Below are 23,728 nucleotides of genomic sequence, written 5' to 3' on the forward strand. Positions count from 1 at the left end.
CTGGAATCATGAGCAAAGCACCCAAAGTCTCCAAACGAGGCGCCATTCCGCCCTTCTTCGTCATGGAAGTGATGCGCGCCGCCGCCGAGCGCGAGGCCGCCGGCCTTGAGGTCCTGCACATGGAAGTCGGGCAGCCCTCGACCGGCGCGCCGAAGGGCGTGCTGGAGGCCGCCCACCGCATGCTCGACGCCGACGTGCTGGGCTACACCGGGGCCCTGGGCATCCCGGCGCTGCGTGCGGCCATCGCCGGCTGGTACCGCGACCGCTACGGGATCGATGTGCCGGAGCGGCGCGTGGTGGTCACCACCGGCTCCTCGGGGGCCTTCCAGCTCGGCTTCCTGGCGGCTTTCGATCCGGGCGACCGGGTGGCCATGGCCTCGCCCAGCTACCCGGCCTACCGCCACACGCTGACCGCCATCGGGGTCGAGCCGGTGGAACTGCCGACCGGGCCGGAGCACCGCTTCCAGCCGACCATCGAGCTTCTGGAGCAGCTCGATCCGCCCATTCAGGGGCTGATCGTCGCCAGCCCGGCCAACCCGACCGGCACGATGCTGAGCCGGGAGGAGTTGACCGCGCTCGCCAACTGGTGCGACGCCAAGGGCGTGCGCCTCGTCTCCGACGAGATCTACCACGGCCTGACCTACGGGCCGGAGGCCGTCACCGCCGCCGAGGTCAGCGAAAGCGCGCTGGTGGTGAACAGCTTCTCCAAATACTTCTCGATGACCGGCTGGCGGCTCGGCTGGATGATCGTTCCGGACGACCTGATCCGCTCGGTTGAATGCCTCGCCCAGAACCTGTTCATCTCCGCCCCCAGCCTGTCGCAGGCCGCCGCGGTCGCCGCCTTCAGCTGCACCGAGGAGCTGGACGGCCACGTCGCCCGCTACGCCCGCAACCGCGAGCTTCTGCTGAGGGAGCTGCCGAAGGCCGGCTTCGACAAGCTGGCTCCGGCCGACGGCGCCTTCTACATCTACGCCGATGTGACGGAGATGACCGACGACAGCGAGGCCTTCTGCAAGCGCATCCTGGCCGAGACCGGCATCGCCTGCACCCCCGGCGTCGACTTCGACCCGGCCCGCGGCCTCCGCTTCGTGCGCTTCAGCTTCGCCGGTTCGGAGGAGACCATCGCCGAGGCGGCGCGGCGGCTGATCGCCTGGAAGAGGTAAGGAGTCGTTGCCCTATCCCTTCTCCCCCCTGGGGAGAAGGTTAGGATGAGGGGGCGCCGAAGGCGCGCCAAGTTCAACGCGCCAAGTTCAACGAATGTCATCCGCCCTACCGGGCGTAACGCCCCGTCACCCAACCCTCTCCCCAGGGGGGAGAGGGCTTCATTCTCAGTACGCGTATTCCTTGAACACCGGGTCGACGCTGCCGCCCCAGGGACCGTTGAACTTCGCCAGAAGTTCGTCGGCGGGAGTCTGGCCAGATTCGGCAATGTCGAGCAGCGTGTTCAGGAAATGCGCCTCGTCGTCGCCCCAGTTGTCGTTGCGGGCGCGCCGGGCCAGACCGCCGCGGGCGATCTCCAGCACCTCCAGCGCGACCTCGCGCACCGTGCGTCCGCGGAAGGGGGTGCGCAGGGCGTGGCGCGGCACCTCGGCGCGCAGGTGGGCGCGCTCCTCCGTCGTCCAGCCCTTCACGAGGTCCCAGGCGGCGTCCAGCGCCTGGCTGTCGTAGAGCAGCCCGACCCACAGGGCCGGCAGGGCGCACAGGCGGCGCCACGGGCCGCCGTCGGCGCCGCGCATCTCCAGATACTTCTTCAGACGCACCTCGGGGAAGGAGGTGGTCATGTGGTCGGCCCAGTCGGTGATCAGCGGGACTTCGCCCGGCAGCGCCGGCAGGCGGCCCTGCATGAAGTCGTGGAAGGACTGGCCGGAGGCGTCGATGTACGCGCCGTCGCGGTAGACGAAGTACATCGGCACGTCGAGCAGGTAGTCCACGTACCGCTCGAATCCGAAACCGTCCTCGAACACGAAGGGCAGATCACCGGTGCGGTCGGGGTCGGTGTCGGTCCAGATGTGGCTGCGGAAGCTCTGGAAGCCGTTCGGCTTGCCCTCGGTGAAGGGCGAGTTGGCGAACAGCGCCGTGGCGATGGGCTGAAGGGCCAGACTGACCCGGAACTTCTTCACCATGTCGGCTTCGGACGCGAAGTCCAGGTTCACCTGCACGGTGCAGGTGCGCATCATCATGTCCAGGCCGAGATTGCCGCGCTTGGGCATGTAGTCGCCCATGATCTTGTAGCGGCCCTTGGGCATCCAGGGGATCTCGTCGCGCCGCCATTTCGGCTGGAAGCCGAGGCCCATCATGGCGATGCCCAGCTCACCCCCGATCTCCTTCACCTGCTCGAGGTGGCGGTGCACCTCGGCGCAGGTCTGGTGCAGGGTCTCCAGCGGGGCGCCGGACAGCTCGACCTGCCCGCCCGGCTCCAGCGTGATGTTCGCCATGCCCTGGGTCAGGGCGATCAGGTTGCCCTTCTCCTCCACCGGGTCCCAGCCGAAACGCTGCAGGCGGGTCAGCAGTTCGCCGATCCCGTCCGGCCCTTCGTAGGGCAGCGGCCGGTGGTCGGAGACGCGGTAGGCGAATTTCTCGTGTTCGGTCCCGATGCGCCACTGGTCGGCGGGCTTGTTGCCGGATTCCAGATAGGCCGCCAGTTGGCGGCGGTCGGTGATCGGTTCACCACGCGTCTGCGGAGGTGCGGACATGGAAGCTCCCGCTTTCAAAAAGTCTGAATTCGCCAAAGTGTCAAACGGCCCGCCTCGGAACAGCGGCGCGTCGAGCGGCCCTTACTCCCCGACGGTGGGGTCAGCCGGCGCGCGGAAGGGCGGTCGGGTGTCGCCGCCATCCGCCGTCCAGTCCCCCGCAAGGGCCTGCCAGCAGGCGAGCGCCGCGACCACCGCCGTGTCGGCCCGGAGAATGCGGGGCCCCAGACCGACGGGAACAACAAAGGGGAGTTTGCAAATTTCGTCAAGTTCGGACTGCGCAAAGCCGCCCTCCGGCCCGATCAGGAAGGCAGCGGGGCCGCGCGGACGGCCGCGGACGGCCTCCGCGATGGGGCGTACGTTCCCTGCTTCGGCGCACAGGTACAGCGTACGTTCGACCGGCCAGCCGGCCAGCGCCTTGTCCAGCGGCAGCGGATCGACCATCTCCGGCACGGTCAGCCGCTCCGACTGTTCGGCGGCCTCGATGGCGTTGGCGCGCAGCCGGTCGGTGTTGACGCGGTTGGGGTCGGTGCGGCGGGTGAAGACCGGCCACAGCCGCGACACACCCAGCTCGCTGGCCTTCTCCGCGACGAAATCGATGCGCCCGCGCTTGATCGGGGCGAACAGCAGCCAGAGGTCCGGGCCCGCCGCCTGAAGACGCCGTTGCGCCGTCACGGTGAGCGAGCACCAGCCCTTGCCGAAGCCGTCGATGGCGGCCAGCCATTCGCCGTCGCGTCCGTTGAAGACGGCCACGACGTCGCCCTTGTCGAGCCGCAGGACATGGCGCAGGAAATGCGCCCGCTCGGGGTCGAGCCCCACCGCCTGCCCCTCGCCGAGGGGGCTGTCCACATAGAGGCGGGTCTTCGGTTGGTTTGCCATGGCGCGAGGTCTCCGGTGTGCGGCGCCGACTATAGCGATAACGCCGCGGGGCGGAAACGGCCCAGCCTTGCGGGGACCCACCCCCGCCGCTACCTTGCCCACGGCTTCTTCCACTCTCCATCCCGAGTCCGTCATGACCAGCCCCGCCTCCCCCGCCCCCGGCGACTTCACCGACATCCGGCGCGGCGACTGGATCGACCGCTTCGCCCCGGCGGCGGTCCGGCCCTATCTGCGGCTGGCGCGGCTGGACCGGCCCATCGGCACATGGCTGCTGCTGTTCCCCGGCTGGTGGAGCATTGCGCTGGCCGGATCGGGGCCGGTTCCCGACTTCTGGCTGATGGCGCTGTTCGCAATCGGTGCCGTGGTGATGCGCGGGGCCGGCTGCACGGTCAACGACATCCTCGACCGCGACTTCGACGCCATGGTCGAGCGCACGCGGACCCGCCCGATCCCCTCCGGACAGGTGTCGGTGAAACAGGCGCTGGCCTTCCTCGTGTTCCAGCTCCTGATCGGGCTGGCGGTGCTGATGCAGTTCAACCCGCTGACCATCGGGCTGGGTGTGCTGTCGCTGGCGCTGGTCTTCACCTACCCGCTGATGAAGCGCATCACCTGGTGGCCGCAGGCCTTCCTGGGGCTGACCTTCAACTGGGGTGCCCTGATGGGCTGGACCGCGGTGCGCGGCGAGTTGGAATGGCCGGCGCTGGCGCTCTACGCCGCGGGGATCGTCTGGACGCTGGGCTACGACACCATCTACGCCCACCAGGACAAGGAGGACGACGCGCGAATCGGCGTGAAGTCCACCGCCCTGCGGCTGGGCGACCAGAGCAAGATCTGGATCTACGGCTTCTACACCCTGACCTTCGTGGGGATCGGCATCGCCGGGCGTCTGGCCGGGCTGGGAGGATTGTTCCTGCCGCTGCTGTCGCTGGCCGCGCTGCAGCTGTCCTGGCAGGTGGCGACCTGGAACCCCGACGATCAGACGGACTGCCTGAAAAAGTTCAAGTCGAACCGCTGGTTCGGCTGGCTGGTGCTGGCGGCCTTCCTGGCCGGAAAACTCTAAGGCGGGGAAGACGTCAGCGCGTCAACTCGGCGACGGTGCTGTCGCCGGAGCCCGGCTTGCGCGGCGGCAGGACCGCGCGGATGCCGTCGATGGAGGCCACCATCTCGACGCCCTTCTGCGCGGCCGGCTGGGTCGGCTTGCGCGCCGGCAGCACGGCGACCGTCATCACCGGCTGAGCCGTCTTCGCGGCCGTGCCCTTGCCGGAGAGGGAGAGCGACGCGGTCAGCACCTGCGGCTTGCGGCCCGGAACGGCGACGGCAACGGCGTGGCCCTTCAGGGAGGCTTCCATCAGGCGCGGCCCGGCGGCGGGCTTGGGCGTGGAGCGGCCCTGCGGAGCGACGGCGAAGGTGCTGCCGATGCCGGCGCCGCGGGAATCGGCCTGACGGATCTCCGCCTCCTCGCCGTCGGGCAGGATGAAGCCGTAGGTGGTGTAGACGCGCAGGCCGAGCTGGTCCGACGGCTCATGCCAGACTCGGACGGCCGACCAGTCGTTGCGCGGCGACACGTCGACCACGCGCATGTTGCGGCGCAGGCCACGGCCGTCGAGCCAGGAGTGATCGACCTCAATGGTGCGGCGGTCGACGATGTGGCTGACCAGGGAAACGTGGCCGCGGCCCAGCCGCTGCGACCGCTTGAAGACGAGGACGGAGCCGAGCGCAGGGCGCTGGTCACGCTCATACTGTTGGTTGGCGGCGGTGTTCCACCACGTCCAGGCATCGCCCCGGATCTCGAAATCCGATATGGAACGCAGCGTGCGGACGCAATCGCCGTCCTGGGCCTGGGCTTGGGATATGGTGAACGGGCTGAGAGCGATGAACGCCGCGAACGATGCGCAGAGTGCAATCCCTTTCGACCGCATATCAGCCCCATGACCTTTGTTTTTCTCCTTTCGAACGGGTAACACGGGACAGCAGGTGTGTCTACTCCGTTTGAATTATGTAACCAAAACCGGTTGTGGATAGATCATCCATCCCCGCGCAGCTCCGGTGAGAGTCCCGTTATGAACAACTTTTCTCAAATCGACTTCATCCGCTCCAACACGGTCGTAACGCGGACTCCTTTGCTGCCCGAAATCGCGCTGCATCTGGCGACGGAAATCACGCCGTTGTGGGAGGCTACGGAGGATTCTTTGAAAGAGTCCAATGTACCGCCGCCCTATTGGGCCTTTGCTTGGCCGGGCGGTCAGGCGGTGGCGCGGCTCGTCCTCGACCGGCCGGAACTGGTCGCGGGCAAGTCTGTGCTGGATTTCGCCGCCGGCACCGGGCTGGTCGGCATCGCCGCGATGATGGCCGGGGCGGCGCGCGTTCAGTCCTGCGACATCGACCGTTTTGCCCTGTCCGCCATCGCCCTGAACGCCGAGTCCAACGGGGTCGACGTGAAGGCGGTCAGCGCCGATCTGGTGGACCGCCCCCTGCCCGGCATCGACGTCGTTCTGGCCGGCGACGTCTGCTACGAGAAGCCGATGGCCGACCGGGTGACCGCCTGGCTGCGCGGAATCGCCGCAACCGGCACGCTGGTCCTGCTGGGCGATCCGGGCCGCGCCTATGTCCCTCTCAGCGGAATCGAGCGGGTCGCGCAGTACAGCGTCCCGACCTCCCTGGAGCTGGAGGACCGCGAGATGCGCGAAACGGTGATCTGGCGCCTGCTGCCGGAGGCCTAAGATATGACGATGACGACCAGCGCCCCGCGCAAGGGCGCCACCCGGATGGCCGACATCCCGCCGGAGGTGCTCGCCGACCTGAACGCGGGCCGGCGCGAGACCGCCACGCTGGCCGAATCCCTCGCCATCGACTTCACCGCCCTGCTGGCCGCCGCCGTTCCGGAAGCCGCGGGCGCCGTGTCCTTCGACCCGAAGGACGGCGTGACCCGGCGCATGGCGGCGGCGGGGAGCGCGGCCGTCGAGCGCCTTGGTCCGGGGGCCGTGGAGCGGCTGGCCGCCCACCCGTCCGACACGGTGCGCGGCTGGGCCTGCTACGCTCTGGCGGCGGCCCCCGGCCTGACTCTGGCGGAGCGGCTGGAGCGCGTCCGCCCGCTGGCCGACGACCCGCATTTCGGCGTGCGCGAATGGGCGTGGCTGTCCCTGCGCCCCCACATCGCCGCCGCCATCGACGAGGCGCTGGACCTCCTCACGCCCTGGACCGCCGAGCCGTCGGAGCGGCTGCGCCGCTTCGCCAGCGAGGCCACCCGACCCCGCGGCGTCTGGTGCGCCCACATCGGCGCGCTGAAGACCGACCCGGCGCGCGGGTTGCCGGTGCTCGACCCGCTGCGGGCGGACGGCGCGCGCTACGTCCAGGATTCGGTCGCCAACTGGCTGAACGACGCGGCGAAGAGCCAGCCCGGCTGGGTGCAGGCGCTGTGCGCCCGCTGGGAGACGGACAGCCCCGATCCCGACGCCACCCGCCGCATCGTCCGCCGCGCCCTGCGCAGCGTGAAGGAACCCGCGTGAGGAGGCGCCTGCCCCCTTGACGCGGCGCCCTTCAGGCCGATGCTAGACGCCCTCTCTCGATCTGATCCCATCGCATCCGAACGGACCCTCGACCATGCCCTACACCTCGTTGCGCGACTTCATCGATCGGCTGGAGAAGGCCGGGCGGCTGGTGGTGGTCCGGGAGCCGGTGTCCACGGCGCTGGAGATGACCGAGATCCAGACCCGCCTGCTCGCCGAAGGCGGCCCGGCGGTGCTGTTCGAGAACGTCATCAAGGCCGACGGCACCCGCTCGGAGATGCCGGTGCTGGTCAACCTGTTCGGCACGGTGGAGCGCGTCGCCTGGGGCATGGACCGCGAGCCGCACGAGCTGCGCGGCGTCGGCGAGACGCTGGCCTTCCTGAAGCAGCCGGAGCCGCCGGGCGGCTTCCGCGAGGCGATGGAGTTGATCCCCCTCGCCAAGACCGTGCTGTCGATGAAGCCGAAGACCGTCGGCTCCGCCCCCTGCCAGGAGGTGGTGCTGACCGGCGACCAGATCGACCTCGGCCGCCTGCCGGTGCAGAGCTGCTGGCCGGGCGAGCCGGCGCCGCTGATCACCTGGCCTCTGGTCGTCACCAAGGGGCCTACGGCCAAGCGCGAGGACGACTTCAACCTCGGCATCTACCGGATGCAGGTGCTGGGGAAGAACAAGACGATCATGCGCTGGCTGAAGCACCGCGGCGGCGCGCAGCACCATCACCGCTGGCAGGCCAGCGGCAAGCGCGAGCCGCTGCCCTGCGCGGTGGTCCTTGGCGCCGATCCCGGCACCATCCTGGCCGCCGTCACGCCGGTGCCGGACACGCTGTCGGAATACCAGTTCGCCGGGCTGCTGCGCGGCAAGAAGGTCGAGCTGGTGGACTGCAAGACGGTGCCGCTGAAGGTGCCCGCCCAGGCCGAGATCATCCTGGAAGGCCATGTCAGCCTGGACGAATACGCCGACGAGGGGCCCTACGGCGACCACACCGGCTACTACAACTCGGTCGAGCCCTTCCCGGTCTTCACCGTCACGGCGATGACCATGCGACGCAACCCGATCTACCTCTCCACCTTCACCGGCCGCCCGCCCGACGAGCCGTCGGTGCTGGGCGAGGCGCTGAACGAGGTCTTCATCCCTCTGCTGACCCAGCAGTTCCCGGAGATCGTGGATTTCTGGCTGCCGCCGGAGGGCTGCTCCTACCGGATCGCCGTGGTCAGCATGAAGAAGGCCTATCCCGGCCACGCCAAGCGGGTGATGATGGGCGTCTGGTCCTTCCTGCGCCAGTTCATGTACACGAAATGGGTGATCGTCGTGGACGACGACATCGACGCGCGGAACTGGAAGGACGTGATGTGGGCGATGAGCACCCGCATGGACCCGGCGCGCGACATCACCGTGATCGAGGGCACCCCCATCGACTATCTGGACTTCGCCAGCCCCGAGTCGGGCCTGGGCGGCAAGGTCGGGCTGGACGCCACCAACAAGTGGCCGCCGGAGACCAAGCGCGAATGGGGCCAGAAGATCCGCATGGACCAGGGTGTGGTCGACGAGGTGTCGCGCAAATGGGCGTCCTACGGTCTTCCGGGCAGCGGGACCCCGATCTGGAAGTGAGGCGTTAAGGGACGGTTCGCACCCTCCACGGAAGCCCCGCCATGCCCAGTGACATCGCCAGCCCCATCGCCACCGTCCGCCTGATCTTCCGCGACGGCGGCGAGACCGCCGGAGACCTGTCGGTGGCGGAGCGGGCGGGAGACAACCTGTTCGTGGCGTCGGACGAGGGTGCGCAGATCGTCCATTTGGCCGCCGAAGACGGCGGCACCGTCTACCGCCAGGACGCCGTCCATCGCTTGGCGGAGTTCTTCGCCCTGCCGGCGACGGCCCCGGGGGAGGACGAAGCGGACATCGAGGGCATGGCCATCGCCGGCGGCTGGTTGTGGATCACCGGCTCCCACGCGCTGGCCCGCAAGAAGCCGAAGCGAGACGAACATGGCCCCGCGGAGGCGCTGGAGCGGCTGACCGAGGTGCGCTGCGACCCCAACCGCTTCCTGCTCGGCCGCATCCCGCTGGTCACCGAGGCGGACGGGCGCGTCACCCCGGTCCGCCGCGACGGCAAGCGCACCGCTGGGTGCCTGAAGTTCCGCAAGGGCGGCGACGCGCTGACCAAGGCGCTGGCGGAGGACGAGCATCTCGCCCGCTTCGTCGCCGTGCCCGCCAAGGAGAACGGCTTCGACGTGGAAGGCATGGCCGCCCACGGCGACCGGGTCTGGCTGGGGCTGCGCGGTCCGGTGTTGCGCGGCTGGGCCTGCATCCTGGAACTGGTGGTGGAGGACCATCCGGACGTCGAGGAGCGCCTGCGGCTGCGCCCCATCGGGCCGAACGGCGAGAAGTACCGCAAGCATTTCGTCGATCTGGACGGGCTGGGCATCCGCGAACTGACCTTCGACGGGGAGGATCTGGTCATCCTGGCCGGGCCGACCATGGACCTCGACGGTCCCGTCGCCGTGTGGCGCTGGACCGACGCCCTGTCGGTCACCCACGAAACCGTCATCCCGCGCGACCGGCTGGTCCATCTGTTGAACCTGCCCTACGGCAAGGGCGACGACCACGCGGAGGGCATCGCCTGCGTCCGCCGCGATGGCGCCCCGCCCGCCCTTCTGGTGGTCTATGACAGCCCGTCCAAAGCGCGCCGCCACGGCGCCGGGACCACCGCCGACCTGTTCGCCCTGCCCTCCCGCTACGATCCGGCCAACGCCTTCCGGGCATAAGCTATCGTTCTCACCACAGCAACAATCAGTGCATCATTAAGCGGATTATCCCAAACGCGGACATCGCTATTCTTGGCCTCAGACGACAACGGCCCCGACGCGGGGCGCCACGCTGAGACAAGGAGACCACGCCATGAACGCCAACACCGCCGCCATTGACAACCGCACCGCCCCCTACGCCGCCTTCCTGCTGCGCGTCAGCCTGGGCCTTCTGTTCATCGCCCACGGCCTGATCCTGAAGGTCTTCACCTTCGGCATCGCCGGCACGGTCGGCTACTTCGAGAGCCTGGGTTACCCCGGCCTCTTCGCCTATCTGGTCATCCTCGGTGAGATCGGCGGCGGCCTGCTGCTGGTGGCCGGCGTCTTCACCCGCTGGATTTCGCTGGCCCTGCTGCCGATCCTGATCGGCGCGACGCTTCAGCACACCGGCAACGGCTGGGTCTTCTCGGCCCAGGGCGGCGGCTGGGAGTTCCCGGTGTTCTGGACGGTGCTGCTCGGCGTGCAGGCCTTGCTGGGCGACGGCGCCTTCGCCCTGAAGCTGCCGACCGCCGGCCGCGACACCCTTCAGAGCCGGCTGGCCTGACTCCAACACAGGAACTGACGCACAAATACTGACGAGCGGCGCGCGGGCGGGCACCGGCCCCCAGCGCGCCGCCGCTTTTGTGTGGCAGGCGGACCGGACCTGAGGCGATATGCCCCTTCCTCTTCTTCTCCGGGCTCCCATTTGCTAGACAAGCCGGAGACCTAGCGGAGACCGTAATGCCCGTTTCGACCACCTCGCAACCTGACGTGCTGACCCTGCTGGACGATCTGATCCGCAAGGCGAAGGGCGCCGGGGCCGACTCCGCCGACGCCGTGCTGTTCGACAGCGCCTCCCTGTCGCTGAGCCAGCGTTTCGGCAAGACGGAGAAGCTGGAGCGGTCCGAGTCGGGCGATCTGGGGCTGCGCGTCTTCATCGGCAAGCGGCAGGCCATCGTCTCCTCCACCGACCGCAGCGCCAAGGCGCTGGACGAACTGGTGGAGCGCGCCGTCGCCATGGCCCGCGTGGTGCCGGAGGACCCCTTCTGCGGCCTCGCCGACCCGGAGCAGATCTACACCACGCTGCCCGACCTCGACGTGTGCGACCCGTCGGAGCCCTCGGCCGAGCTGTTGATCGAACGCGCCCGCATCGCCGAGGAGGCCGCGCTGGCGATCGAGGGCGTCACCAACTCCGAAGGCGCTGACGCGGGGTGGAGCCGCTCCACCATCGCCATCGCCGCGTCCAACGGCTTCACCGGCAGTTACGGGGTGTCGCGGCAGTCGCTCTCCGCCTCGGTGCTCGCCGGGACGGGCACGGGGATGGAGCGCGACTACGATTACGACAGCAAGGTCTACGGCTCCGATCTGCGCGACCCGGCGTCGATCGGGCGCGAGGCCGGCGAGCGGGCCATCCGCCGCCTGAACCCGCGCCGGGTCAAGAGCTGCAAGGTGCCGGTGGTGTTCGACCCCCGCGTCTCCCGCGGGCTGCTGGGCCATCTGACCGGCTCGATCAGCGGGCCGAGCATCGCGCGCGGCACCAGTTTCCTCAAGGACAAGATGGGGCAGCGGATCTTCGCCGCCGGCATCACCATCGTCGACGACCCGCATGTGAAGCGCGGCCTGCGTTCCCGCCCCTTCGACGCGGAGGGCATCGCCACCACCCGCCGCAACCTGATCGAGGACGGGCACCTGACCACCTGGCTGCTCGATCTGCGCTCGGCCCGCCAGCTCGGCCTGTCGACGACCGGTCACGCGGCGCGCGGCACCTCCGGCCCGCCGGGCCCGGCCCCGGCCAACGTCTACATGGCCCCGGGCGCCAAGAGCCGCGACGAGCTGCTGGCCGAGATCCCCAACGGCTTCTACGTGACGGAGCTGATGGGGACGGGCGTCAACGGGGTGACCGGCGACTACAGCCGGGGTGCGGCCGGCTATTGGATCGAGAACGGCCAGATCGCCTATCCGGTCACCGAACTGACCATCGCCGGCAACCTGAAGGAGATGTTCCTGAACCTGGAGCCGGCCAGCGACCTGGAACTGCGCTTCGGCATGGACGCCCCGACCATCCGCATCGACGGGCTGACCATCGCGGGCCAGTGACCGCAACGGGCGAGGCGTCTTGCGGCGCCTCGCTCCTCACCCGAACCCGCCGGCCTGCAAGCCGGGACGGGATATCAGACCGTCACGCTCATCGGGCCGCCGGCGCCGCGCACCGACAGGTTGGGCAGGAAATCCCGGAACAGTGACAGGCTCTTCAGGTCGGTCACGTAGCCCGTGCCCTCGCCGCCCATCGTCTTTCCACCGATGCTTTTCATCACATCGGCGGTCTGAGCGCCCTGGGCCTCCAACGCGTCCTTCAGCACCGAGGCCAGCGCGCTGCCGTTGCCCAGCCGCTCCATCTTCCCGCCGGTTTCCTGAATCGTTTTCTCGTAGCTGTACTGGAGCGCGGCCCGCTGGACCGACCAGTTGACCGACTCCTTCTCCTCCTGGCTGGCCTCGTCGAGGAACTTCACCCCGGCGCGGTAGGCGGCGGCCTTGTCGGTGCCGAGAGGGTCGGCGGCGGCCATCGCCTCCTTCTGCTGGCGGGCCATGATGGATTGCGCAGCCTCCTGCTCGTTCTTGGAGAAGGTCCCGTCCTTGTTGCTGGCGATGGCGTGAAGGCTGCGCCGGTCGAAGCCGCCGAACAGCCGCTCCACGTCCTTCCCATTGGGGTCGGAGTAGTTCACCCCCTTGCCTTCCTTCGCCATGGCCGTGTAGGTGGCGTCCAGCGAGTCACGGGCGTCCTGGATGACCTTCGCAAAGCCCTGGAGACCCGGAGTCTGGCTGGTGGTCAGCACCGTGGTGGGCGGCGGCGGCAGGCCGGCGGCCTCGGCCTCCTCCTTGGCGGAGGGCTCGTAGTCTTTGCCCCCTGGGAAGCTCTTGTCGACCTCACCACGCCCGATACCGGGAATGTTCACGTCCGCGGCGTACTGCGCGAGACCATTCGCGTAGAGCTTCCCCTCGAAGCCCAGGTCATACATCAGCTTGGCGGCGGCCTTTCCCTTTTCGTTGTCCGGCGACAGCAGCCCACCCTCGCCGCCTTCCGCTTCCGCGCCGAAATCCAATTTTTCGAACGCCTCCTCTCCCTTCGTCGCGAAATACCTGAAGGCATTCCCCTTGATCTTGTTCGGGTCGCCACCGACGGTCTCCATAATCTCGCGGTCGATGTCCGCCGACTCCGCGCGGAAGAGGGCATTGGCCGGAGCCATCGCCGCTTGGAACGCCTCGGTGTCCTCGTCCTTTCCGAAGGCGTCGTAAGCGGCGGTCCGCGCCTCGTTCAGGGCCGACATGGCCTTGTCCATGCGCTCCGTCTTGATCTTGAAGGCCTTTTCAGCCGCCCCGAGCTTCTCCTTCCATTCCTTGTCCTCCTCGTCCTCGGGCCGCTCCTTGATGAAGCGGTCCTTCACGGCGTTGGTCGCCATCTGGCGCAGCCCCAGCGCCACGTCCTTCTCGGTCATCTTGCCGGACTTGACGAAGTCTTCCAGCATCGCGCGGCCCTTGGAGCCGATGGACGCGAAGACCTTGCCCGCCACGCCGGTCAGCGACTTCGCCAGTCCGCTGAGTTCCACGCTGTCCTCGCCCTTCAGGGCGGCCAGGGCCGCGGAGCCTGCGGAGGACCCGGCGTCGGAGGCCGCCTTCCAGGTCCCCTCCGCCTCGGCGGCGCCCCCTGTGGGCTTCCATTTGGTGGCGGTCGCGGTGGTGCTGGCCGTGGTGGCCGAAAACAGGGCGTTGATCGACGTGGACATGGCTTCCCCCTTGCGGTCCCGCCTGGGCCGCGGGGCCTTAATACTTAGAGACCGAAGTAATTATTGAATGTTCCCAAATAATTTTCCCAGGAGACCTGTTAACGGACTCTTAAAACAGTGTTAGCGCGCCAGCACCGGCAAGACCCAGGGGGCCAGCGCGATCTCCACCGGTAGACGGGCGATCACGTCGCCGTCTCCCTGCACGGGCTCCTCCGCCGGCCCATCGATGACCACACGCCGGGCCGGCAGGATGCGGTAATCGGGAAAATGTGGCAGCCGACCGGCGGTGACTCCCCAAAGATAGCGCAGGGCGTTCCCCCGCCCTGCCCGCGGAAACAGGCAAACGTGCAGCCGCGGGTCGGTCAGCCTGGCTTCGGGCGCGCAGACAAAGCGCCCCCCGTAGAAATGCCCCTTGGCGACGATCACGGAGGCGACCTCCGCCGGCTCCGCGCCATCCACCGCCACGCGGTAGGGGCCGCCACCGCCAGCGGCGATCCGGGCCAGCGTTTCCACCGCGTAGGCGCCCTTGCCGATCAGCCGCTTCAGCCGCGTGTCCACCCCCTCCACGACGCGGGCGTCCAGTCCGGCGCCGGCCATCATGGCGAAGGCGCGGCCATTCGCCACACCCAGATGCACGGGCAGCGCGCGCCCTTCCGCCAGCACCCGCGCCACGCCTGCCGCATCCAGGGGCAGGCCCAGTTCATGCGCCAGCACGTTGGCGGTGCCCAGCGGCACGATGCCCAAGGGAATCGTCGTCTCCCCGCCCCCGCGCGCGCCCAGCCCGTTGACCACCTCGTTGATGGTGCCGTCGCCACCCGCCGCGACCACCGCGTCGAAGGCGCCGGGCGCCACCGCGCGAGCCATCGCCTCCGCGTCGCCACGCCCGCCGGTGGCCCAAAGCGTCACCGCCGCCCCGTGGCGCTGCTCCAGCAGTTCCAGCGCCGCGCCCAGACGGCGCGCGCGCCGGGCGCCGGCCACCGGATTGTGGATGACCAGAAGACGCCGCCGGGGCGCTGCAGCCGGATCGGACGTCTCAGGCACCGGCTCGCCTCCATCCGCCACATTGCCCCCCAATATGACCATCCTGTTTCAGTTTTGATAAAGTCATTTTGCGCCTTTGTTGCGTCTACAAGAAGTCTTGCCGAAATCATCTTCCCAAATAGATGCGAGCACTTGAAATCATTGTCAAGACAATGCCCTGCGGATATAGGGAAAGCGTTTCACCGAAACCTTGCCGGAACGGCGATGGAGCGGGGTATGAGCGCATCACGCGACGTCAAGCAGTACCGCAGCATCTGGATCTCCGACGTCCATCTGGGAACGCGGGGATGCAAGGCGGAGTATCTTCTCGATTTCCTGAAACACAACGAGTCCGACCACCTCTATCTCGTCGGCGACATCGTGGACGGCTGGCGTCTGCGCAAGACGTGGTACTGGCCGCAAGCGCACAATGACGTGGTGCAGAAGATCCTGCGCCGGGCGCGCAAGGGCGTGCAGGTCTATTACATCCCCGGCAACCACGACGAGGCCGCCCGCGACTACGCCGGCCTGCAGTTCGGCGGCGTCCAGGTGGTCGAGGAGATGATCCACGTCACCGCCGACGGGAGGCGGCTCCTGGTCACCCATGGCGACCGCTTCGACGTGGTGGTGAAGTACGCCCGCTGGCTGGCCTTCATCGGCGACAACGCCTACGTGGTCCTGCTCCAGGCCAACACGTTGTTCAACTGGGTCCGCCGCAAGCTGGGCTTCCCTTACTGGTCGCTGTCCGCCTTCCTGAAGCACAAGACGAAGACGGCGGTCGAGTTCATCGGCAACTACGAGACCGCGCTGGGCGACGAGGCCCGACGCCGCAAGGTCGACGGGGTCGTCTGCGGTCACATCCACACCGCGGAAATCCGCGACATGGAAGGAATCCTCTATTGCAACGACGGCGACTGGGTCGAGTCCTGCACCGCCTTGGTCGAGCATCCCTGCGGCCGGCTGGAGATCATCGACTGGGCGGCGGACATCCGCCGGCGCACCGCAACGACGCTGCCCGCCCGCATCCCGGCCAAGGAGAAGACGGAGAAGGAGAAGGCGGCCAAGGAGTCGGTTGCGGCGTGAACATCCTGATCGTCTCCGACGCCTGGTTCCCCCAGGTCAACGGCGTGGTGCGCACCATCGGCACCGTCCGCGCCGAGCTGGAGGCCATGGGCCACAGGGTCGAGGTGATCGGCCCCGACCGCTTCCGCACCGTGCCCATGCCCACTTATCCGGAAATCCGGTTCGCGCTGGGCGCGGGGCGGCGGTTGGCCGCGATGATCGACGCGCTGTGCCCCGACTGCATCCACATCGCCACGGAAGGGCCGCTGGGCTTCGCCGCCCGGCGCTACTGCCTCGGCCGCGGCAAGCCCTTCACCACCGCCTACCACACCCGCTTTCCCGAATATGTGCGCGATCGGGCGCCGGTGCCGCTGGCCCTCAGCTATGCGGTGGTGCGCCACTTCCACAGGCCGTCCTCGGCGGTGATGGTGGCAACGCCCTCCATCGAGAGCGACCTCGCCGCCCGCGGCTTCACCAACATCCGGCGCTGGACGCGCGGCGTGGACACCGAGCTGTTCCGCCCCCGCGCCAAGGAGTTCCTGGCGCTGCCCCGCCCCATCGCCCTCTATGTCGGGCGCGTGGCGGTGGAGAAGAACCTGGAGGCGTTCCTGAAGCTCGACCTGCCGGGCAGCAAGCTGGTGGTCGGCGACGGCCCGGCCCGCGCGGAGCTTCAGCAGAAATACCCGGACGTCCATTGGGCCGGCGCCCGCCATGGCGAGGAGCTGGCCCAGCATTACGCGGCGGCGGACGTCTTCGTCTTCCCGTCGCGCACCGACACCTTCGGTCTGGTGCTGCTGGAGGCGCTGGCCTCGGGCGTGCCGGTGGCGGCCTATCCGGTGCCCGGCCCGCTGGACGTGGTCGACGGCTCCGGTGCCGGCTGCCTGGACGAGGATCTCAAGGGGGCGATCGAGCGCGCCCTGAGCATCCCACCGGAACAGTGCCGGGACTATGCCTTGAACTTCTCCTGGCGGTGCTCCGCCGAGCAGTTCCTGGCGAACCTGCGCCCATTCACCTGAGGACGACATGGAGCGGGGCCGGCGCACGACCGGCCCCGCCCATTCCGATCACGCGGCACGGATGCGCTGCATGAACAGGTCCACGCTCTCGCGCAGGCGGTCGGACTCACGGTGCAGGTTGCCGGCGGACCCCAGCACCTCCTCGGCGAGACTCCCGGTTTCCGACGCCCCCCTGGTCACCGCCCCGATGGTGTCGGTCACGCTGCGGGTTCCGCGGGCGGCCTCCTGAACGTTGCGGACAATCTCCTGGGTGGCGGCGGTCTGCTGCTCCACCGCGGCGGAGACGGTGATGACGATGTCGTTGATGCTGCCGATGGTGGCGCCGATGCCGCTCAGCGCCTCGGCGGAGCCGCGCGCGACCTCCTGGATGCTGGCGATCTGGATGGAGATATCCTCGGTCGCCTTGGCCGTCTGGTTGGCGAGGTTCTTGACCTCCTGCGCGACCACGGCAAAACCCTTGCCGGCCTCGCCGGCGCGGGCCGCTTCGATCGTCGCGTTTAGGGCCAGCAGGTTGGTCTGCCCGGCGATGCTGTTGATGAGTTGGAGCACCGCGCCAATCTTTTGCGCCGCGTCGACCAGCCCATTCACCGTGGCGTTGGTCCGCTCCGCCTCGGCCACCGCGCCGCGGGCGACCTGCGACGACTGGGCAACCTGCCGGCTGATCTCGGCAATGGAACTGGTGAGCTGTCCGGACGCGGCGGCGACCGTCTGCACGTTGGCGGACGCCTGCTCGGCGGCCGCGGCGACGGCGAGCGACTGGCGGTTGGTGGCGGCGGCGATTTGCGCCATCCGCTGGGCGTTGCCCTTCATCTCGTCCGACGCGGCCACCGTGTTGGCGGCGATGCCGCGGACGCTGCTTTCCAGACTGTCGGCGAGCTGGTTCAGAATGGCGCGCTTGCTCTCCTGCTCGGCCGCCGCGTAGGTCTCCAGCAGCACCTCGAGGTCGAGCCAGGCGACGCGCCCCAGCGTGTCGCGCAGGGCTGCGGCCTCCGCCGCCTTCTTCGCTCCGAACAGCGACCGCTGCCCCGCCGCCGCGTCGAGGCCCAACTCGCGGACGATGCCGCTGGACACCGTGTGATGGCAGATGGCCACCGCATAGCCCGGCACGCCATGGTCGTAGAAGGCCTTGGCCAGCCGGTGGGCGGACTCCAGGAAGCCCGCACCGAGGTCGCCCGAGACCACGCGGGTCCAATGGGCGACACGCGCGGCGTGGACGTCGGGCACGGTCAGGGCGTCGCGGATTTCCGGCCACGCCGCGAAGGCGCTGTGCCATTGCTCCAGCAGTTGAGGCAGGCGGTGTTGCGCGAAATCCCGGTTGGCACGCAGACGCGCGATGTCCGCTTCGGTGATGCTGAAGGCCCGGAGCCGGTTTTCCTGGCCGTCACGTTCCTGTACGCCCGCCATGATCGTTATCATCCTGAAATGTTGAAGGCCGGCGCATTGCCCGCCTTCCTCGAAGCTGCCAACGTTTCTACGCCACGAGGATAGCGGTGGATTGCTTCAAAATTATCATAATGGGTCCCAAAATCGTCATACCCTGGTATGCGAACAGGCCCCATCCGGCCATCAGCCTTCCGGCGGGCGCTAGCGCAAAGCCTTACCTCCGCCACAGCCCCCCGTGCTAAAGTGGTGGGGATCGCGGCCGGGAAACTTGGCCGCGTTGGTTTTGTCGGATGGCGTTTCGACCCGCATGCTTCAATCACTCTACCGCGGCTTGACGACCCTCGCCGGGCCGGCGGTTCGTCTGTATCTCGACCGGCGGCTGGCCGCCGGCAAGGAAGACTCCGCGCGCCGGGGGGAACGGTTCGGCACGGCCGCACGCCCGCGCCCGCCGGGTCGGCTGGCCTGGATTCACGCGGCCAGCGTGGGGGAGGCGAACTCCGTCCTCGTCCTCATCGATCGCCTGCTCGACGAGACGCCGGACCTGACGATCCTGATGACCACGGGAACGGTCACCTCGGCGGAGCTGATGGGCCGCCGCCTGCCGGAACGCGCCTTTCACCAGTATGTGCCGGTGGATCTGCCCGCCGCGGTGGACCGTTTCCTCGACCATTGGCGCCCCGATCTGGTGCTGTGGACGGAATCGGAGATCTGGCCCAATCTGCTGGCCGCGGTGCGGGTGCGCGGCATTCCGGCCGCGCTGGTCAACGCGCGCATGTCGGAACGCTCCTTCAACCGCTGGCGCTGCGCGTCGGGCCTGATCACGCCGCTGCTTTCCACCTTCCAGGTCACGCTGGCCCAGTCGGAGGAGGACGCCGACAGGCTGCGCCGGCTGGGCGCGCCGGGGGTCGTCAGCGTCGGCAACCTGAAATTCTCCGCCGAGCCACCGCCCGCCGACCCGACAGCCTTGGCAACCTTGCGCACGGCTTGCGCCGGGCGCCCCATCTGGCTGCTCGCCAGCACCCACCCTGGCGAGGACGAGCTGGCCGCCACGGTGCATGAGGCGCTGGCCGAGCGCCTGCCCGGCCTGTTGACCCTGCTGATCCCACGCCACGCCCACCGCGGCGCCGACATCGCGGCGCTGCTGCGCGGGCGCGGCCTGACCGTCTCGCGCCGCGGCGAAGGCGCCCTGCCCGCCGCAGCGGACGCCGTCCACATCGCCGACACGATGGGGGAGATGGGGTTGTTCTACCGGCTGGCCCCGGTGGTCTGCATGGGCGGCTCCTTCGTGCCGCACGGCGGCCAGAACCCGGTGGAGCCGGCCCTGCTCGGCTGCGCCGTCCTCTACGGCCCGCACATGTGGAACTTCGCGGAGATCACCCGCCAGCTCGAAGCCGCCGGAGGCGCCCTGCCGGTGCCGGGGGCGGAGGCGCTGCCCGACGCGGTCGGTCGCCTGCTGAGCGACGAGGCCGACCGCGCCCGCGTCGTCGCCGGCGCGACGACGGTGACCGAGGGCAACCGGCGGACCGTCGACCGCGCTCTGGCGGCGCTCGCCCCCGTCCTCGACGCCGGACGCGTCCGGCCCGCGGCATGAGGACGCCCGGCTTCTGGTATGGGTCCGGCGGAGCCGCCGGAGCGGCGTTGGGCTGGGCGCTTGCCCCGCTGGGCGCGCTCTACGGGCTGGCCGGACGACTGCGCATGGCGGCGGGACAGCCGGAGCGCGCCGCCGCCCCGGTGGTCTGCGTCGGCAATCTGGTGGCGGGAGGGGCCGGCAAGACGCCGGTCTGCATCGCGCTCGCCGAGGCCCTGCGCGCCCGCGGCATCGCCCCCGCCTTCCTCACCCGTGGTCATGGCGGGCGGGAGGGCGGTCCGCTGGCCGTCGATCTCGCCAGCCACGACTCCGCCGCGGTGGGCGACGAGGCGCTGCTGCTGGCCGCCCACGGCCCCTGCTGGGTGGCGCGCAACCGCGCCGCCGGAGCGCGGGCGGCGGTCGCCGCCGGCGCCGCTGTCCTGGTGATGGACGACGGCTTTCAGAATCCCGGCCTCGCCAAGGACCTGTCGCTGATCGTGGTGGACGGGGCGGTCGGCTTCGGCAATGGCCATCTCATCCCCGCCGGCCCCCTGCGCGAGCCGGTGACGCGCGGCCTGGCCCGCGCCGGCGCCGTGGTCGTGCTGGGCGAGGACCGCGCCGGGGTGGAATGCCGCGTGGCCGGCGCCCTGCCCGTCCTGCACGCCCGCCTGGAACCGGCGGAGAGCGCCCGCGCGCTGGCCGGGCAGGCGGTCCTCGCCTTCGCCGGCATCGGTCGACCCGAAAAGTTCTTTGCGACGCTGGAGGCGCTGGGCGCCCGCGTGGTGGAGCGTGCCGCCTTCGCCGACCATCACCCCTACCGCCCCGAAGAGGTGATGGCGCTGGTCGACCGCGCCACCGCGCTGGGCGCCGTGCCGGTCACCACCGTGAAGGACGCCGTCCGCCTGCCGGAACCTCTGCGCGCCCTGGTCCGGGCGGTGCCGGTGCGCGCCGTCTGGCGGGATCCCGCCGCCCTCGACCGCCTGCTCGCCCCTCTTATGACCGGGCTTCCGACTGGAGTTCCCAATGGCTAAGCCGCGCGGCCCCCTGGTGTCCTGGCTGACCCGCCGGGTCGGTTACCCGCTGGAGGCCGTTCTCGTCCACGGCTTCTGCGGCCTGTTCCGCGCCCTTCCGGTCGACCGCGCCTCGGCGCTCGGCGGCTGGATCGGACGGACGGTCGGCCCGCGCCTTCGCAGCACCCGCACCGCCCGCCGCAACCTGGAGCGCGCCTTCCCCGAGAAAGCCCCCGCGGAGATCGACGCGATCATCCTCGGCATGTGGGACAACCTGGGCCGCGTCATCGCCGAGTACCCGCATCTGGACGCCATCGGCGCGTACGGCCCCGGCGGCCGGACCGAAGTGGTCGGCGGCGAGCACATCGATGCACTACGCGACGACGGCAAGGCCGGCATCCTGGTGTCCGGCCATTTCGCCAATTGGGAAGTGAAGCCCGTCTGCTCCCGCAAGATGGGATTGGAACTGGCGGTGGTCTACCGCGCGCCCAACAACCCCTATGTCGACCGGCTGCTGACCGAACTGCGGGGGGCTGCCGGCGGCACGCACATTCCCAAAGGGCCTGAGGGCGCGCGCACGCTGATCCGGGTGCTGACCAAGGGCGGGCATGTCGGCATGCTGATCGACCAGAAGATGAACGACGGCATGCCCGTCCCCTTCTTCGGGCGCGACGCCATGACCGCCCCGGCGGCGGCGCAGCTCGCCCTGCGGCTGGGCATCCCGCTGGTGCCGGCGCGCACCGAGCGTCTGGATGGCGCGCGCTTCCGCATCACCGTCCTGCCGCCGGTGGAGCCACCAAACAGCGGCGACCGCAACGCTGATGTGCGGATTTTGATGGAGCGCCTGAACGCCCTGTTGGAGCAATGGATTCGCGAGCGCCCCGCCGAATGGCTCTGGCTGCACCGGCGCTGGCCCGACTGACGGAGACTTCCATGCCCCTGCCGCTCGACCCGCATCTGCTTCAGCTCTACCTCGTCGCGGCGCTGGTGCTGACGCTGGCGCCGGGACCGGATTCGCTGCTCGTCCTGTCGCGCAGCGTGATGGACGGCCGCAACGCCGGGGTGGTCGCCACCGCCGGCATCACGCTGGGCAACCTGATCCACGCGCTGCTCGCCGCCGCCGGCATCTCGGCGCTGGTCGCCGCCTCGCCAGCCCTGTTCGACGTGCTGCGCTACGTCGGCGGCGCCTATCTGGGCTGGATCGGCGGACGGGCGCTGTGGAGCGCCCTGCGGAGCGGCTTTGGCCGCCGCCGCGGCGAAGAGGCGGTCACCACCAAGCCCGAGTCGGCCCCGGCACACCGCGTCTTCCTCCAGGCGTTGCTGACCAACCTGCTGAATCCGAAGGTCATCCTGTTCTATCTCGCCTTCGTGCCGCAATTCGTCGCACCGGCGCTCGGCCACGTCGCGCTGCAGATCTTCTTGCTTGGCGCGATCCTCGGCGTCATCGGCGGCCTCTATCTGCTGGGGGTCGCGGCGCTCAGCGCCGGTGCCGCGCGGCGCGCCCTGTCGAGCGCGCGGGTGCGGGCGGTTCTGGACGGCGTCGCGGGGGTGCTCTTCCTGGGTTTCGCGCTGCGCCTTCTGCTGACCGACCGGCGCATCGCCTGACGGCAAATCCGTCAGGCGGGAAAAGACGTTGCGGAGTCAGTGGACGAGCGTGGCCGGGGGTGTCATAGTGCCGCCCGCGTTTAACCGGCCAGCCCGTCCGGCCGAATGGCTTACCGACCGCGAGCGACGATGAGCGAGAAGATCTCCCTGATCACCTGGATGGCGAACATCCACATCCGGTTTGTCACCTGGCGCCGGGGCAACAAGGTCGGCACCGACCGCTTCGGCAACACCTATTACCGCGCCCCGAGCGCGATCGCCGGCGTCAAGGAACGCCGCTGGGTGATCTATGCCGGCGAGCCGGATGCCTCCAAGGTGCCGCCGGAATGGCATTCCTGGCTGCATCACACCACCAAGGAGCCGCTGCCGGAAGGCAACAGCGCCTTCCACAAGCCGTGGCAGAAGGAACATCTTCCGAACCTGTCCGGCTCGCTCCAGGCCTACCGGCCGCCCGGGCACCAATATGCGGGCGGGCAGCGCGTGCGCGCCACCGGCGATTACGAACCCTGGACTCCGGGCTGAGACGCCCGCGCGGTCCCTTAGGAATTCCTCATGCGCCGCAATGTGATTGAAACCGTGCTCGGCGGGGTTGTTCTCGCCGTGGCCGGCTTTTTTCTGGCTTTTGCCTACACCAGTGCCGATTTGCGGAAGGTGAACGGCTACGCCCTCACCGCCAATTTCACCAGCATTTCCGGCCTGCAGAGCGGGGCGGACGTGCGGATCAGCGGCGTGAAGGTGGGCTCGGTCACCGAACTGACGCTCGACCCGAAGAGCTATCAGGCGGTCGTCCACATGTCGATCCACCCCGATATCAAGCTGCCCAAGGACACCGCGGCGGTCATCGCCTCGGAAAGCCTGCTGGGTGGCAAGTTCCTGTCGCTGGAGCCGGGCGGTGAGGAGGACATGCTCAAGCCGGACGGCCGCGTCGAATACACGCAGAGCACCCCCGGCATCGAGCAGCTTCTCGGTCAGGTCATCTTCTCGCTGCAGAACATGAGCAAGCCCGGCCAGGAGGGTGGCGAACCACCGAAGCTCTAAGCGCCGCACACAGAGGCGGCGAACGGAGGGGCCTCGCCAGCCTGTGTGGAAACACGATTCCCGGCACCTGAAGGTTAAGCGACAATGCCCGCAGCGCAAGCTGCGGGCATTGTCATGTCAGGCCACATTGACGGTACGTCGCGCCATAAGGCGACGCTTTTCCCCGAGACACTGGATGGGTTGAACGCACCGGATGCGATGGTCCGGGTGGTGGACGCGGTCGTCGGCACGCCGGATCTGGCGGCGCTCGGCTTTGCCAAAGCCCTGCTTGCAGCCCACCCGAAGCAGCGCCCGGAGATCCCGAGCCGCCTCGCCGGGGCAAACTGACCGCAGCCACTCCTGTAAGCAAGGAATCCCCCGCCCAGGCGGGCCGGGGTTTTCACACAGGCTGC

The 23,728-nt window shown here is 69.2% G+C and carries 23 protein-coding genes; 17 read left to right on the forward strand and 6 right to left on the reverse strand.

Annotation, left to right across the window (positions count from 1 at the left end):
* Positions 1-8: 8 nt before the first annotated feature.
* Entirely contained in the window at positions 9-1,163 is a 1,155-nt protein-coding gene (locus tag AMK58_RS10765; RefSeq protein WP_035675215.1) for a pyridoxal phosphate-dependent aminotransferase, read from the forward strand.
* Between the two features lie 165 nt (positions 1,164-1,328).
* Here AMK58_RS10765 and AMK58_RS10770 read toward each other — a convergent pair whose 3' ends face one another.
* A complete protein-coding gene (locus AMK58_RS10770) occupies positions 1,329-2,693 on the reverse strand; it encodes a glutamate--cysteine ligase (protein ID WP_035675217.1) in 1,365 nt (454 codons plus the stop codon).
* Between the two features lie 81 nt (positions 2,694-2,774).
* A complete protein-coding gene (locus tag AMK58_RS10775) occupies positions 2,775-3,569 on the reverse strand; it encodes a 16S rRNA (uracil(1498)-N(3))-methyltransferase (RefSeq protein ID WP_035675218.1) in 795 nt (264 codons plus the stop codon).
* A 133-nt stretch (positions 3,570-3,702) separates the two neighbouring features.
* Between AMK58_RS10775 and ubiA the strand changes: the two genes are divergently transcribed.
* A complete protein-coding gene (gene ubiA, locus AMK58_RS10780; RefSeq protein ID WP_035675219.1) occupies positions 3,703-4,629 on the forward strand; it encodes a 4-hydroxybenzoate octaprenyltransferase in 927 nt (308 codons plus the stop codon).
* Between the two features lie 13 nt (positions 4,630-4,642).
* On the opposite strand, the gene AMK58_RS10785 is transcribed toward ubiA, so the two are convergent.
* Positions 4,643-5,488 carry a CHAP domain-containing protein gene (locus AMK58_RS10785; RefSeq protein WP_059398881.1) on the reverse strand — a complete coding sequence of 282 codons (846 nt, stop codon included), beginning with the start codon at positions 5,486-5,488 and terminating at the stop codon, positions 4,643-4,645.
* 141 nt (positions 5,489-5,629) lie between these two features.
* Here AMK58_RS10785 and AMK58_RS10790 point away from each other — a divergent pair, with 141 nt between their 5' ends.
* The 6 genes from AMK58_RS10790 to AMK58_RS10815 all read left to right on the forward strand — a co-directional run bounded on the left by AMK58_RS10790 (position 5,630) and on the right by AMK58_RS10815 (position 11,950).
* On the forward strand, positions 5,630-6,289 hold the full coding sequence (locus tag AMK58_RS10790; RefSeq protein ID WP_035675222.1) for a class I SAM-dependent methyltransferase: 660 nt from the start codon (positions 5,630-5,632) through the stop codon (positions 6,287-6,289).
* Between the two features lie 3 nt (positions 6,290-6,292).
* Positions 6,293-7,075: a HEAT repeat domain-containing protein gene (locus AMK58_RS10795; protein ID WP_236778109.1), complete on the forward strand. Its 783-nt coding sequence runs from the start codon at positions 6,293-6,295 to the stop codon at positions 7,073-7,075.
* A gap of 94 nt (positions 7,076-7,169) precedes the next feature.
* On the forward strand, positions 7,170-8,681 hold the full coding sequence (locus AMK58_RS10800) for a UbiD family decarboxylase (RefSeq protein WP_035675227.1): 1,512 nt from the start codon (positions 7,170-7,172) through the stop codon (positions 8,679-8,681).
* 41 nt (positions 8,682-8,722) lie between these two features.
* Positions 8,723-9,835, forward strand: coding sequence for a DUF3616 domain-containing protein (locus AMK58_RS10805; protein ID WP_051140323.1), 1,113 nt, complete (start codon positions 8,723-8,725; stop codon positions 9,833-9,835).
* A gap of 133 nt (positions 9,836-9,968) precedes the next feature.
* Positions 9,969-10,418: a DoxX family protein gene (locus AMK58_RS10810; RefSeq protein ID WP_035675228.1), complete on the forward strand. Its 450-nt coding sequence runs from the start codon at positions 9,969-9,971 to the stop codon at positions 10,416-10,418.
* 176 nt (positions 10,419-10,594) lie between these two features.
* On the forward strand, positions 10,595-11,950 hold the full coding sequence (locus AMK58_RS10815; RefSeq protein WP_035675229.1) for a TldD/PmbA family protein: 1,356 nt from the start codon (positions 10,595-10,597) through the stop codon (positions 11,948-11,950).
* 74 nt (positions 11,951-12,024) lie between these two features.
* Here the strand turns inward: AMK58_RS10815 and AMK58_RS10820 are convergent, their stop codons facing one another.
* Both AMK58_RS10820 and AMK58_RS10825 read right to left on the reverse strand, forming a co-directional pair.
* Entirely contained in the window at positions 12,025-13,635 is a 1,611-nt protein-coding gene (locus AMK58_RS10820; protein WP_051140324.1) for a hypothetical protein, read from the reverse strand.
* A gap of 120 nt (positions 13,636-13,755) precedes the next feature.
* Positions 13,756-14,676, reverse strand: coding sequence for a diacylglycerol/lipid kinase family protein (locus tag AMK58_RS10825; protein ID WP_236778110.1), 921 nt, complete (start codon positions 14,674-14,676; stop codon positions 13,756-13,758).
* A 216-nt stretch (positions 14,677-14,892) separates the two neighbouring features.
* Here AMK58_RS10825 and AMK58_RS10830 point away from each other — a divergent pair, with 216 nt between their 5' ends.
* Both AMK58_RS10830 and AMK58_RS10835 read left to right on the forward strand, forming a co-directional pair.
* A complete protein-coding gene (locus tag AMK58_RS10830; protein ID WP_035675232.1) occupies positions 14,893-15,738 on the forward strand; it encodes a UDP-2,3-diacylglucosamine diphosphatase in 846 nt (281 codons plus the stop codon).
* Positions 15,735-16,733, forward strand: coding sequence for a glycosyltransferase family 4 protein (locus tag AMK58_RS10835; RefSeq protein ID WP_035675234.1), 999 nt, complete (start codon positions 15,735-15,737; stop codon positions 16,731-16,733). Before AMK58_RS10830 ends, AMK58_RS10835 begins: the two co-directional genes overlap by 4 nt.
* A 48-nt stretch (positions 16,734-16,781) precedes the next feature.
* On the opposite strand, the gene AMK58_RS10840 is transcribed toward AMK58_RS10835, so the two are convergent.
* On the reverse strand, positions 16,782-18,137 hold the full coding sequence (locus AMK58_RS10840; RefSeq protein WP_035675236.1) for a globin-coupled sensor protein: 1,356 nt from the start codon (positions 18,135-18,137) through the stop codon (positions 16,782-16,784).
* Positions 18,138-18,423: 286 nt separating this feature from the next.
* Here AMK58_RS10840 and AMK58_RS10845 point away from each other — a divergent pair, with 286 nt between their 5' ends.
* The 7 genes from AMK58_RS10845 to AMK58_RS10875 all read left to right on the forward strand — a co-directional run bounded on the left by AMK58_RS10845 (position 18,424) and on the right by AMK58_RS10875 (position 23,663).
* Positions 18,424-19,707: a 3-deoxy-D-manno-octulosonic acid transferase gene (locus AMK58_RS10845; protein ID WP_059398882.1), complete on the forward strand. Its 1,284-nt coding sequence runs from the start codon at positions 18,424-18,426 to the stop codon at positions 19,705-19,707.
* Positions 19,704-20,714: a tetraacyldisaccharide 4'-kinase gene (gene lpxK / locus AMK58_RS10850; RefSeq protein ID WP_059398883.1), complete on the forward strand. Its 1,011-nt coding sequence runs from the start codon at positions 19,704-19,706 to the stop codon at positions 20,712-20,714. The genes AMK58_RS10845 and lpxK overlap by 4 nt, the downstream gene beginning before the upstream one ends.
* Positions 20,707-21,615 (forward strand): lipid A biosynthesis lauroyl acyltransferase, encoded by a 909-nt coding sequence (locus tag AMK58_RS10855; RefSeq protein ID WP_035672014.1) that lies wholly within the window; start codon positions 20,707-20,709, stop codon positions 21,613-21,615. Before lpxK ends, AMK58_RS10855 begins: the two co-directional genes overlap by 8 nt.
* A gap of 11 nt (positions 21,616-21,626) precedes the next feature.
* Entirely contained in the window at positions 21,627-22,298 is a 672-nt protein-coding gene (locus AMK58_RS10860) for a LysE family translocator (RefSeq protein ID WP_035672012.1), read from the forward strand.
* 129 nt (positions 22,299-22,427) lie between these two features.
* Positions 22,428-22,820, forward strand: coding sequence for an NADH:ubiquinone oxidoreductase subunit NDUFA12 (locus AMK58_RS10865; RefSeq protein ID WP_014241150.1), 393 nt, complete (start codon positions 22,428-22,430; stop codon positions 22,818-22,820).
* Between the two features lie 30 nt (positions 22,821-22,850).
* Positions 22,851-23,336: an outer membrane lipid asymmetry maintenance protein MlaD gene (gene mlaD / locus AMK58_RS10870; protein WP_014241151.1), complete on the forward strand. Its 486-nt coding sequence runs from the start codon at positions 22,851-22,853 to the stop codon at positions 23,334-23,336.
* 84 nt (positions 23,337-23,420) lie between these two features.
* The gene (locus AMK58_RS10875; protein WP_059398884.1) at positions 23,421-23,663 is read left to right on the forward strand and encodes a hypothetical protein; all 243 of its coding nucleotides are present in this window, start codon (positions 23,421-23,423) and stop codon (positions 23,661-23,663) included.
* Positions 23,664-23,728: the final 65 nt, after the last annotated feature.

The organism is Azospirillum brasilense, from assembly GCF_001315015.1.
Classification (GTDB): domain Bacteria; phylum Pseudomonadota; class Alphaproteobacteria; order Azospirillales; family Azospirillaceae; genus Azospirillum; species Azospirillum brasilense.